13 protein-coding genes are annotated in these 11,114 nt (G+C 68.6%); 6 read left to right on the top strand and 7 right to left on the bottom strand.

Annotated features, from left to right (window positions below; translation table 11 throughout):
• The 3 genes from otnK to P3W85_RS07805 all read right to left on the bottom strand — a co-directional run.
• Window positions 1-717 (bottom strand): 3-oxo-tetronate kinase (gene otnK, locus P3W85_RS07815; RefSeq protein WP_276264352.1); only part of this gene is annotated, 717 nt, incomplete at its 3' end.
• A gap of 10 nt (window positions 718-727) precedes the next feature.
• Window positions 728-1,666 carry an L-threonate dehydrogenase gene (ltnD, locus tag P3W85_RS07810; protein ID WP_276264354.1) on the bottom strand — a complete coding sequence of 313 codons (939 nt, stop codon included), beginning with the start codon at window positions 1,664-1,666 and terminating at the stop codon, window positions 728-730.
• Window positions 1,667-1,690: 24 nt separating this feature from the next.
• The gene (locus P3W85_RS07805) at window positions 1,691-2,443 is read right to left on the bottom strand and encodes a FadR/GntR family transcriptional regulator (protein ID WP_276264351.1); all 753 of its coding nucleotides are present in this window, start codon (window positions 2,441-2,443) and stop codon (window positions 1,691-1,693) included.
• Window positions 2,444-2,642: 199 nt separating this feature from the next.
• Here P3W85_RS07805 and P3W85_RS07800 point away from each other — a divergent pair, with 199 nt between their 5' ends.
• Entirely contained in the window at window positions 2,643-3,068 is a 426-nt protein-coding gene (locus tag P3W85_RS07800; RefSeq protein WP_276264350.1) for a GNAT family N-acetyltransferase, read from the top strand.
• Window positions 3,069-3,094: 26 nt separating this feature from the next.
• Here P3W85_RS07800 and P3W85_RS07795 read toward each other — a convergent pair whose 3' ends face one another.
• Window positions 3,095-4,408, bottom strand: a complete 1,314-nt coding sequence (locus P3W85_RS07795; RefSeq protein ID WP_430869511.1) for an MFS transporter — start codon at window positions 4,406-4,408, stop codon at window positions 3,095-3,097.
• Between the two features lie 119 nt (window positions 4,409-4,527).
• Here P3W85_RS07795 and P3W85_RS07790 point away from each other — a divergent pair, with 119 nt between their 5' ends.
• Both P3W85_RS07790 and P3W85_RS07785 read left to right on the top strand, forming a co-directional pair.
• A complete protein-coding gene (locus tag P3W85_RS07790; protein ID WP_276264349.1) occupies window positions 4,528-5,427 on the top strand; it encodes a LysR substrate-binding domain-containing protein in 900 nt (299 codons plus the stop codon).
• A gap of 147 nt (window positions 5,428-5,574) precedes the next feature.
• Window positions 5,575-6,057 carry a hypothetical protein gene (locus P3W85_RS07785; RefSeq protein ID WP_276264348.1) on the top strand — a complete coding sequence of 161 codons (483 nt, stop codon included), beginning with the start codon at window positions 5,575-5,577 and terminating at the stop codon, window positions 6,055-6,057.
• 68 nt (window positions 6,058-6,125) lie between these two features.
• Here the strand turns inward: P3W85_RS07785 and P3W85_RS07780 are convergent, their stop codons facing one another.
• The 3 genes from P3W85_RS07780 to P3W85_RS07770 form a co-directional block, all read right to left on the bottom strand.
• Window positions 6,126-6,953: an NRDE family protein gene (locus P3W85_RS07780; RefSeq protein WP_276264347.1), complete on the bottom strand. Its 828-nt coding sequence runs from the start codon at window positions 6,951-6,953 to the stop codon at window positions 6,126-6,128.
• A gap of 84 nt (window positions 6,954-7,037) precedes the next feature.
• Window positions 7,038-7,328 (bottom strand): DUF4936 family protein, encoded by a 291-nt coding sequence (locus P3W85_RS07775; protein WP_017229484.1) that lies wholly within the window; start codon window positions 7,326-7,328, stop codon window positions 7,038-7,040.
• Between the two features lie 43 nt (window positions 7,329-7,371).
• A complete protein-coding gene (locus P3W85_RS07770) occupies window positions 7,372-8,367 on the bottom strand; it encodes a YgfZ/GcvT domain-containing protein (RefSeq protein WP_276264346.1) in 996 nt (331 codons plus the stop codon).
• 332 nt (window positions 8,368-8,699) lie between these two features.
• On the opposite strand from P3W85_RS07770, the gene mltG reads away from it, so the two are divergent.
• From mltG to holB, 3 genes are all read left to right on the top strand, one after another.
• Complete coding sequence (gene mltG / locus P3W85_RS07765) at window positions 8,700-9,695, top strand: endolytic transglycosylase MltG (protein WP_276264345.1); 996 nt, start codon at window positions 8,700-8,702, stop codon at window positions 9,693-9,695.
• Window positions 9,696-9,702: 7 nt separating this feature from the next.
• A complete protein-coding gene (gene tmk, locus P3W85_RS07760) occupies window positions 9,703-10,317 on the top strand; it encodes a dTMP kinase (RefSeq protein WP_017230739.1) in 615 nt (204 codons plus the stop codon).
• A gap of 117 nt (window positions 10,318-10,434) precedes the next feature.
• The coding region (holB, locus tag P3W85_RS07755; RefSeq protein ID WP_276264344.1) for a DNA polymerase III subunit delta' at window positions 10,435-11,114 on the top strand (680 nt) is incomplete at its 3' end.

Here is an 11,114-nt window from a genome sequence, read left to right as displayed (position 1 = left end):
AAGGGCCAGGCCCGAGCCGCCGGTGAGCAGCGGCAGTCCGGAGCAGGCCTCGCCCAATGCATGCAGGTCGGCATCGCTCACGGCATCGGCGATGGCCAGGCGCACGCCGTCGCTGCGCAGGGCCGCCATGGCTTGCTGCGCAGCGGCGCTGCCGCGCGCCACGCTGTCGTAGCGCACCAGGCCCACCTTGCCCTGGCTCTGGCGCTGCAGCACGCGTACCAGGCTGGCGTCGCGCATCGGCGTGAGTGGGTGGCTCTCCATGCCCGACTCGTTGAGCAGCGCGTCGCCCACGAACAGGTGGCCGCGGAAGATGGTGCGGCCGTTCTCGGGGAAGGCCGGGCAGGCGATGGTGAAGTCGCTGCCCAGCGCCGCCAGCAGCGCCTCGGCCACCGGGCCGATATTGCCGGCGTCGGTGGAGTCGAAGGTGGAGCAATATTTGAAGAAGAACTGGCGGCAGCCCTGGACCTGCAGCCAGCGCAGCGCAGCCAGCGACTGCGCGATGGCGTCGGCCGCCGGGATGGTGCGCGACTTCAGCGCGACCACCAGCGCATCGGCCTGCTCCACGCCGCGCAGCGCCTCGCCGCCGGCAGGCACGCCGATGGTCTGCACGGTGCGCATGCCGTTGCGCACCAGGGTATTGGCGAGATCCGTGGCGCCGGTGAAATCGTCGGCGATGCAGCCAAGCAGGGCGCGCGGGGAAGGGTTCGGTGCGGTCATGCTGGCTTCCTCAGTCGGCTTTCTTCGCCGGCAGTTCGATGCCGGGGAACACCTTGATCACGGCGGAATCGTCCTCGCCGCCGTGCCCCGCGCTGGACGCCATCATGAACATCTGGTGCGCCGCGGCCGACAGCGGCAGCGGGAATTTGCTGGCACGCGCGGTGTCGAGCACGAGGCCGAGGTCCTTGACGAAGATATCGACCGCCGACAGCGGCGTGTAATCGCCCGCCAGGATGTGCGGCACGCGGTTCTCGAACATCCAGGAGTTGCCCGCGCTGTTGGTGATGACCTCGTACAGGGCCTCGGCATCCACGCCTTCACGCAGGCCCAGCGCCATGGCTTCGGCCGCGGCGGCGATATGCACGCCGGCCAGCAGCTGGTTGATGATCTTGACCTTGGAGCCGGCGCCATGCGCGTCGCCCAGGCGGTAGACCTTGCCGGACATCGCCGCCAGCACGTCCTCCGCCAGCGCGTAGGCTTCGGCAGGGCCAGAGGTCATCATGGTCATTTCGCCGCTGGCGGCACGGGCGGCGCCGCCGGAGACCGGCGCGTCGAGCAGCAGGATGCCGCGCTCGCCCAGCCGCCTTCCCAGCGCTTGGGCAAAGGCCGGGGGCACGGTGGCGCTGGCGATCACCAGCGCGCCGGGACGCAAGGTGCCCGCCGCGCCCTGTTCGCCGAACAGCACGGCATCGGTTTGCGCGGCATTGACCACCAGGATCACCACCACCTCGCATTGGCCGCCCAGCTCGGCCGGGCTGGCGCAGGGGATGCCGCCTGCATCGGCAAAGCGCTGCAGCACTTCGGGCCGCAGGTCGCAGGCGTGTACCTTGAAACCGGCGCGCAACAGGCTGTGTGCTACGCCGTTGCCCATGGCACCGAGCCCGATTACGCCAATGGATCTGCTCATATAGTCTCCTGCCGTGGCCCGTCGGGCCCGTTGTTCTTCGATTCTTCGATGCGTCGATGCTGCGGTTCAGTGGACCGGACCGCGCGCAGGCGCATCGGCAAGGCCGGGCGCCGGATCGGGCTGGCTGCCCTGCGACAGGCGCCGGGCCGCGTTGTACATATGGGTCTGGGCCGCGTTGCGCGCGGCCAGCGGATCGCCCGCGCGGATGGCCGCCACGATGGCCTGGTGTTCCTCGCGCACCTGGCGGGAGAAATCCGCGCGGCGGGCTTCGTTGGTCCGGGTCACGCGGGTGGCGGTTTCCAGGTACTGGCTCAGGAAGGCAAGCGTCTTGAGGAAATAGGGATTGCCGGTGGCCTGCGCGATGGCCCGGTGGAAGGCCACGTCGGCCGCCACGCCGTCGCCGCCGGCCGCCTCCTCGGCGTCGATGCGGGCCAGCGCGGCATCGATGGCCACCATGCTGGCGTCGCTGCGGCCGCGCGCCGCCTGCGCCGCCACCTCGGCCTCGATAGCGCGGCGCAATTCGACGATCTGCAGCACCGATTCGAGCGTGGCGGTATCCGTGTAGTCGATCCGCAGCGGCCGGATGCCGGCTTGCTCGGTGACGAACACGCCGCTGCCCTGGCGCGATTCGACCACGCCTTCGTGGCGCAGCCGGGCGATGGCTTCCCGGATCACGGTGCGGCTCACGCCGAATTCTTCGGACAGCACCGCTTCGGTGGGCAGCTTGTCGCCACGCGCCAAGGCGCCGCTATCGATCTTCTCCAGCAACTGTTCGGCAACGGTATCGGTCAGGGCTCGGGCAGGGACTTTCTGGAACACGGTGTGCTCTGGTGATTGGGTAATAAGGTCATCATACAAATTTGAAGGCAGTGTTGCAGATCGGCAATTACCCTTAGAGCCGATCCGAGAAGCCTCGGCTATGCGATAGCGCCGGGCAACCGGCCGCGCACACGGGAGTATCATGACGCCCGCCCCCCGGGCTGTCCCTTTACCGCTTTCGCTTCTGCACCGACTCACCATGACGATCACCATCCGCCTTGCTCCCTGGTCCGAAGTGCGCGACACCGCGCGCGCCATCCGCTACGCCGTCTTCGTCGAAGAACAGGGCGTGCCGGTCGAACTGGAATGGGACGAATGGGACGAGCCGAGCTGGCACGCGCTGGCGCTGGCCGGCGACGGCAGCGCGCTGGCCACGGGCCGGCTGCTGCCGGATGGCCATATCGGCCGCATGGCGGTGCTCAAGGCCGCGCGCGGCAGCGGCGTCGGTGCCATGGTGCTGGACGCGCTGATGGCCAAGGCCGAGGAACTGGGCTATCCCGAGCTGGTGCTCAATGCGCAAAGCTACGCGGCGCCGTTCTATGCGCGCGTGGGCTTCGAGCAAGTGGGCGAGGAATTCGAGGAGGCCGGCATCCCTCACGTGGAAATGTGGAAACGGCTGCGCTGAACCAGGCTGCCGCTACCGCGTTGCGATCAACCGCCGGCCGCCCGCGGGAACAAGGGCCGGGCCAATAGCGCACAACCGCTGGCGGCCAGCCAAACCGCCGGCCATCCATACCCGGCCACCAGCGCCGGAATCGCCAGCGGCACCAGGAAGAAACCGGCAAAGGCGAAGGTATTGCCCAGTCCGAGCGCGGTGCCGGCACGGCTCGCGCCGGCAATCGTGGCCAGTTCGGTAAAAGCGACGCCATGCCAGGCCGATGTGCAGATGCCGCCGAGCACCAGGCTGGCCACGAGTGCGGGCGTCAGCACGGCGTGCCAGAGCGGCGCGGCGGCGCAGAGCCACGTCAATCCGGCCACGATGGCAAAGACCAGCAGGGTCAGCAGGCTGCAGGCCCGCATATAGCCCCGCCGGTTACCGCGGCGATCGGTCCAGCGTCCGCTCCATACGCGCATCACAGCGGCTCCGGCCTGGACCGCGGCCACGGTGAGGCCCGCGGCGGCGACGCCGATGCGGCTGAAGTCATGCAGGAAGACCGTGGCAAAAGTCAGCACCGCCACTTGCGGCGCGCACATCAGGCCCATGCCGCCCACCAGCCGCCAGACCAGCGCGCTGCCCAGCGGCCCCCGCTCCGCCTGCGCAGCCTGGCCCTGGCCGCTCGCAGCCAGGGCCGCCGCGGGTTCGCGGGAGGCCGGCGGCTCATGCATCCAGTGCCAGGCAAAGGCCACGGTAATGCCGCAGAACGCGGCGAGCATGCCATAGACCGCCACAAAACCGAATGACTGTGCCAGCAAAGGCAAGGTCAGCGCCCCAATGCCGCCGCCGGCCGGCACGGCGGTCTGGCGGATGCTCATGGCCAGGCCCCGTTCGCCCTCGCGGAACCACGCCATCACGGCGCGGCCACTGGAGCCGTTGACGCTGCCGCCAAGCAGGCCGAGCACCAGCAAGCCCAGTGCCAGTGGGACATTGCCCGGAATATGGCCAGGCAGCGGCGCCATGAAGACCGCCATCAGCACCAGCCACAGCGCCGTGGCCAGCAGTCCGGTCAACAACACCCGGCGATCGCCCCAGCGGTCGGTCAGCAGGCCCCAGGGCACTTCGCTCACGGCAATGCCCAGCCCCATCAGGCCAAGGCAGAAGCCCAGCTCGCCATTGCCGAGCCGGTAGCCGGCGCGCATCAGCACCGCCGTGGTGGGAATGCCGGAGAACGCCGCCGCGAAGCTGGCATTGGCCGCGACCCCGATGGCCAGCACTTTCCATCGGTGGCTCGGGCCATGGCGTGGGGTAGAAGCGTTGCCGGCATGTCCGGCGGCGGCGAACGGAAGCGGGGAAGGAGTGCGGGACACGGGATCATCCTTGAAGGGGCGGCACAGGCGGCCTTGACGGAACGATTCTGTCACCCGAGAATGATCCCGAATATCAGATTATTTTTTAACAAACATCCCAAATAACAGGACGATTGGCCATGGCTTCGGTGAACTTCGACCTGGATGTGCTGCGCAGCTTCGTGGTGGGCATGGACCTCGGCAGCTACGCCCGGGCAGCCGACCGGCTTGGCCGGTCCACCTCGGCGGTCAGCGCGCAGCTGAAAAAGCTGGAAGAGCAGGCCGGCACGGCCATCTTCCGCAAGGCGGGACGCGGCCTGGCCTTGACCGAAGCCGGCGAGACCATGTTGGCCTACGCCCGACAGCTGCTGGATCTCAATGACGAGGCCGCGTCCGCGGTGCATGGCGTGGCGCTGGAGGGCTGGGTGCGCTTCGGCCTGCAGCAGGATTTCGGCGAGGCACTGCTGCCCGAGGTGCTGGGCCGGTTCGCGCGCGCTCATCCCAAAGTGAAGATCGAGGCGCGCGTGGCCCGCAACGCGGAGCTGCTCGACAGCGTGGCAGCGGGCCGCCTGGACCTGGCCCTGGCCTGGGACGACGGCGTGGGGATGCCATACGTGGAGCGGGTGGCGGAATTGCCGATGCGCTGGATCGGGCCTGCCACCGCGCGCGCGCCCTGGCAGGGCGAGGGCCCGCTGCCGCTGGTTGCCTTCGAGGCGCCGTGCCGCTTCCGCTCGGCCGGCACGGCGGCGCTGGACCGTGCCGGCATTGCCTGGCGGGTGGCCTTCAGCAGTGCAAGCCTTGGCGGCTTGTGGGCTGGCGCAGCGGCCGGCCTGGGCCTGACCGTCCGCACGGCCATGGGCTTGCCGCCTTCGGTCAGGGCCTGGGAGGAGGGGGAGGCCGGACTGCCCGAACTGCCCTCGCTGGCGCTGGCCCTGTACCGCAAGGATGCCGAGCTGGAAGCGCCCGCCGCGCGGCTGGCAGGCATCATCGGCGAAGCCGTTCGCGCCGCGCTGCCAGTCAGGCTGGCAGCGGCCGCCTGAGGTTCAGGCCTGTTGCCGGCGCGCAGGCATACAGGAGGGGCTGCAAGTGGCCAATAAACTCGCGTGGCATTTGCAGCCTGCCGCGCGCGCGGTACCATCGCGGTCTTTGTTTTTGCCCGCGCTGTTATCGCTCGCTGTTATCGCTTTATGTCAGAACTCCGTTCCCGCCTGCTCCAGGCCCTGGCCGACGCCACGCCTCCACTCGATCCGGCCTCGGCGCCGCCCCAAGATCCGCCTGCCGGCGAAGATCTGCTGTCCGCATGGCTCCATCCCTGGCTGGGGGCGCACTGCCTGGTACGCGTGGACTGGAAGGATTTCAGCACGCTGGGCGTGCAGGCCGTCACCGGGCTTGCCGCGCTGCGCGCGGCCGGTGTGACGGCCATCGACGTCGACGATCTCTATGACGAGGACGGGATTCCCCTGGGCGGCGACGACAACGATTTCGATATGGAGCCCGCCGCCCTGTACCTCGCGCATGTCAACCGGGAACTGGCGCCACACGGCATGCAGTTGCTGGAGATCGGGCATTTCGAGGATGCGTGGCTGCTGGCCGTGCGCAACGACCCTGGCGCCATCCGGGCGCTGAACGCCGCGCTGCGCCCGATGGGACTGGCCGCCCAGCAGTACTGAGCGCAAGCAAGGAGACGATCGGAATCGTGAGGGTCGGGAAGGGCTGGCAGGGCGCCGCCGCGCCCCCTTCAGCGCGGCGCAGGTACCTGACCCGCGTCGCGGGCCACCCGCAGATGGCCGCGGTATGACACCTCGCCGGTGCGGCCGTTGGCGTCGAAGCTGCGCTCGCTCAGTTCGAAGCGGCCGTCGTGGCGCACGCGCAGCACCGTGCTGGCGCGGGTGCCATAGCTCGGCGAGCGGATAAAGGCGGAGGACAGCAGCCTTTCCCACTCCGGCGTCACACCGGTGCGCGGCAGCTCGAAATCCAGGGCTTGCCGGTCGTCGGCCAGCAGGTCGAAGTAGGGCTCGGCGCTGGCGCCAGGCTGTCCGGTATCGGCGGCCAGCGTCTCGGCAAGTGCGCCGACGCGGCTGAGCACCTTGGGCCATGGCGTATCCAGCAAGGCATTGGACAAGCCATAGAGCCCCGCTTTCAGGCGTTGCGGATGAGGCGCCGCGCCGCGGTTGCTATACCACCAGAGCTGCTGCAGGTCGCTGGCAAGCAGGTTGAAACCGTTGTAGGCGCCGGCGCGCGGCATCAGCCCGGCGAGGTAGGCTTCGGGATCGCTCTCGCCGCGCAGGAAACCCGCCACCAGTTCGCCGCGGGAGCGGGCATCGGTGCGTTTCTCGGAAGGGGCGCGGTAATTGGTCAGGGCGGCAAAGCGGCCGTCGCCGGCCAGGCCCATCCACGTGCCCGGCTCGCCGATCACTTCCGCCAGGTCGCGTCCGGCCAGCACATCGGGGGCATCTTCCCACCAGTGCACGGCCGCCGCCGGGCGGGCGTAGAACTCGTCGCGGTTGCCGGCTACCACCAGGGCATAGTCCGGGTGCGATTGCCAGGCCACCAGAATCAGGCACATAGAGCTTCCTTTGCTACTTTCACTGCGGTCACTGCATCGACTGCGTTCGCTGCGATTTCATCCGCCGGCGGCATCAGGGCCGGATCAGAGCTGGTCGAGATCGACAAAGCGCTCGACCTGCCGTTCGCCGCTGATGAATTCCTGCAATCCGCTTTGCCGCCACAGGCCATCGAGCAACAGGTCGAAGGCCGGCGGCACATCGGCATAGGCTTCCATCCAGGTCTGCATGCCATCGCGCGTTTCGGGCCTGCGTAAGAGCGTACCACCAATTCCGCCGGCTTCGGCAACGGTCTCCATCCAGCGATGCCAGTGCGGCAGCGCCGCATCGGCCAGGGCATCCGGCACCCGGAAATAGACGAAAAGGTGATCGCTCATGACAGTCTCCCGCGCGCCGGGCGAGCCCAAGCGCTGCTTGCGTTCAGGCCGCGTCGCCGAAGGGTACCGCGTAGGGCAGTTCGCCCACGCGCACCGGGCTGCCGCTGGCGCTGCCCAGGTGCAGGGCGCCGCCGGCGGCATCGATCTTGAGCTCGGCCAGGCCGTCCCAGCCACCTTGCGGCGCGGCGGCGGCGTTGACCACCATGCCGCACGGCTGCTCGGGATCCTCCGGACGGAAGATCTCGGTGGCCGCGGCCGGCACGTCGCCTTCGCCGTGGACCAGCCACATGCGGCGCTTGAGCGTGCCGCGGTACTGGCTGCGGGCGACGATTTCCTGGCCCGGATAGCAGCCCTTGCGAAAGCTCACGCCGCCGACCAGTTCCAGGTTGATCATCTGCGGCACGAACTGCTCCTGCGTGGCTGCGGCGATGCGCGGCACGCCAGCCTGCACTTCCAGCCAGTCCCACACGGCGGCATCCGCCGGCAGCAGTTGCACGGATAACGCAACCTGCGCCTGTGCCGCTTGCCCGGCCGGCAGCACCACTTGCCAGCGCGGCTGGCCGGCGCCGTCCGGCAGCCGGATCACGGTGGCGGCGCCAGCGGCGGCAGTCGACCAGGGCTGCGCCGGGGCGGGCAGGCCGGCCGCCTCCAGGGCCGCCGCGGCACCGGCGCCGGCCACGCCCAGCACGGCGCGCTCGGGGGTCAGGTCGGACAAGCGGGCCTTGGCGCGCAGCACGAACATCGACAGACGCTTCTGGATGGCGGGCTGCAGGTCCGCCGACAGCTGCAGCACGATGCCTTCCTCGTCGCGCCAGGCCAGGAAGCTGGCCAGCAGCCGGCCCTTGGGCGAACAGTAGCCGGCCAGGCGGGCGGTACCGGTGGCGAGATCGTCGATGGCGTTGGTGAGCTGGGTGTGCAGGAAACTGCCGGCATCGTCGCCGGCAACCCGGATCAGGCCCAGTTGCGCGGGCCGGCAGACGACTCCGCCGTGGCGCACGGCTTCGAACTGGGTGGCAAGGTCTGGGGTAGGGGCATTCATGGCAGGTATCGCAGGCAAGGGGCGCGGGTAGCGCCGGATGAAAGGTGCAAACGGCTACAAAGGTCTAAAAAGGCCGCCAAAGACCGGCGGATTTCAGCGAATGGGCAGCGAAAGGCGCGGTAACCGGCGCGGCAAATGGCGCAAAATCGGGCCCCGCCGGACCGGCGCGCCGGTATCCGGCAGGCATTCGGGATATGGGGCGCGCTCGTGGCGGTGCAAGGCTCCCGGTATTATATGAGGCTGTCGCCATTTCAGCCGGCGGCCTGCGTGAATGACGCAGTGCGCGGTCGGCTTTGCCGCGGTGCAGAATGCGCCGCTACTCTCTGCCCTACATGAAACGTCTTTTCCTGCGACTGATGCTGGTCGCCGTGGTTTTCGCGATTGCCGCCGCCGGTGCCTTTGCCTGGTGGGCCAACCGTCCGCTCCAGCTTTCGGCCTCGCCGATCGAGGTGGTGATCAAGCCCAACTCGAGCGTGATGAGCGTCGGCCGCCAGATCCAGCGTGGCGGCGTGCGGATGGACCCGCGCCTGTTCGCCTTGCTGGTGCGGCTCACCGGCCACGGGACCGACCTGAAGGCCGGCGGCTACGAGTTCGACAGCACCGCCACGCCGCTGTCCGTGGTCGGCAAGATTGCCCGCGGCGAGGTCAACCACTACGTGCTGACCGTGATCGAAGGCTGGGAATTCCGCAAGATGCGCGCCGCCGTGGATGCGCACCCGGCGCTCAAGCATGACACCCGCGGCCTGTCCGACGCGGCGCTGATGAAGGCGATCGGCGCGCCCGAGACGGCTGCGGAAGGCATGTTCTTTCCCGACACCTACCTGTTCGCGCGCGACAGCAGCGATCTCGAACTATACCGCCACGCCTACCGGGCCATGCAGCGCCGCCTGACGGACGCCTGGAATGCCCGGGCGCCCGGCCTGCCGTACAAGACACCGTACGAGGCCCTGGTCATGGCATCGATCGTGGAGAAGGAAACCGGCCAGCCAGCCGAGCGCCCGCTGATCGCCGCCGTGTTCGTCAATCGCCTCAGGAAGGGCATGATGCTGCAGACCGATCCCACCGTGATCTACGGCATGGGCGAGTCGTTCGACGGCAATATCCGCAAACGCGACCTGCAGACCGACACCCCTTACAATACCTACATTCGTAATGGCCTGCCGCCCACCCCGATCGCCTTGCCCGGACTGGCCTCGCTCGCCGCGGCCACCGCGCCGGCGTCGTCCGATGCGCTTTACTTCGTGGCGCGCGGCGACGGCAGCAGCCACTTCTCCAACTCGCTTCCCGAACACAACCGCGCGGTCGACAAGTACCAGCGCGGCAAATAAGTCTCCCATGCGCGGCAAATTCATTACATTCGAAGGCATCGACGGTGCCGGCAAGAGCACCCACGTGGAATGGGTGGCAGAGCGCCTGCGCGCGCGCCTGGCCGGCAGCGCCGCCGTGGTCACCACCCGCGAACCCGGCGGTACGCCGCTGGGCGAGGATCTCCGGCAGTTGCTGTTGCACCGCAAGATGCATCTTGAAACCGAGGCCTTGCTGATGTTCGCCTCGCGCCGCGAGCATATTGCCGAAGTCATCGAGCCCGCCCTCGCACGGGGCGACTGGGTCGTCTCCGACCGCTTTACCGACGCCACCTTCGCCTACCAGGGCGGCGGTCGCGGCCTGTCGCGCGCCCGGCTCGAAGTGCTGGAAGGGTGGGTGCAGGAAGGCCTGCAACCCGACCTCACATTGCTGTTCGACGTACCGCTGGAGACTGCCAGCGCGCGTCTGGCCGGCGCCCGCGAGCCAGACAAGTTCGAGGCCGAGTCGCGCGCCTTCTTCGACCGCACCCGTCAGGAATACCTGCGCCGCGCGGCGGAATCCCCGCAGCGTTTCCGGGTGATCGACGCAACCCGGACCATTGCCGAGATTCAGGTGGAGCTTGAAAAAATCCTGGCAACGCTTTGAATCCGCATCACTATTTACGGATGGTGATGATGGCCGGGCCGGCAGGATCCGGCCCGTCGACTTGCCCGCCCGACTTACGCTGTCACGCGAAGTTCAAACCTTAACTCATTGATTCACATGCTTTATCCCTGGCAGACAGAAGACTGGCAACGGCTGAACGCGCTGCGCGAGCGGCTTCCGCACGCCTTGCTGGTGCACGGCCAGCAAGGCATTGGCAAACGCGACCTGGCGCTGCATTTCGCCCAGGGGCTGCTGTGCGATACGCCACGGCCCGACGGCCAGCCCTGCGGCGCGTGCTCCGCCTGCCATTGGTTCAGCCAGGGTAACCATCCGGATTTCAGCGTGGTGCGTCCCGAGGCCATGGAGGCCGCGGGAGAGGCCGAGACCGATGAAAGCGGTAAGAAAAAAGCACCGAGCAAGGTCATCCGCATGGAGCAGGTGCGGAACCTGATCGAAACGGTCGGCATCGGCACCCATCGCGCCGGCCTGCGCCTGGTGGTGGTCTATCCGCTGGACGCCTTGCAGCATGAGGGCGCCAACGCCTTGCTCAAGACCCTGGAGGAGCCGCCGCCGTCCACTGTGTTCCTGCTGGTGACCGATCGGCTGGACCGCGTCCTGCCCACCATCCTGTCGCGCTGCCGCCAGTTTTCCGTGCAGCGGCCCACGCCCGCCGATGCACTGGCCTGGCTGCGCAGCCAGGGCGTTGCCGACGCCGAGGCGCAGCTGGCGCTGGCCGGCGGATCGCCGCTGACGGCGCTGCATGCCGCCGAGGCGGAAGAACAACCCATGCAGCGCTG

It is taken from the genome of Cupriavidus basilensis (genome assembly GCF_029335485.1).
GTDB lineage: Bacteria > Pseudomonadota > Gammaproteobacteria > Burkholderiales > Burkholderiaceae > Cupriavidus > Cupriavidus basilensis_E.
This window is presented reverse-complemented; position numbering and strand designations above follow the sequence as displayed.

Bases quoted from the DNA above. Each gene is read 5' to 3' on its own strand.
- P3W85_RS07800 (WP_276264350.1), top strand. From the start codon at position 2,643: ATGACGATCACCATCCGCCTTGCTCCCTGGTCCGAAGTGCGCGACACC.
- P3W85_RS07790 (WP_276264349.1), top strand. From the start codon at position 4,528: ATGGCTTCGGTGAACTTCGACCTGGATGTGCTGCGCAGCTTCGTGGTG.
- P3W85_RS07785 (WP_276264348.1), top strand. From the start codon at position 5,575: ATGTCAGAACTCCGTTCCCGCCTGCTCCAGGCCCTGGCCGACGCCACG.
- P3W85_RS07780 (WP_276264347.1), bottom strand. From the start codon at position 6,953: ATGTGCCTGATTCTGGTGGCCTGGCAATCGCACCCGGACTATGCCCTG.
- P3W85_RS07775 (WP_017229484.1), bottom strand. From the start codon at position 7,328: ATGAGCGATCACCTTTTCGTCTATTTCCGGGTGCCGGATGCCCTGGCC.
- P3W85_RS07770 (WP_276264346.1), bottom strand. From the start codon at position 8,367: ATGAATGCCCCTACCCCAGACCTTGCCACCCAGTTCGAAGCCGTGCGC.
- mltG (WP_276264345.1), top strand. From the start codon at position 8,700: ATGAAACGTCTTTTCCTGCGACTGATGCTGGTCGCCGTGGTTTTCGCG.
- tmk (WP_017230739.1), top strand. From the start codon at position 9,703: ATGCGCGGCAAATTCATTACATTCGAAGGCATCGACGGTGCCGGCAAG.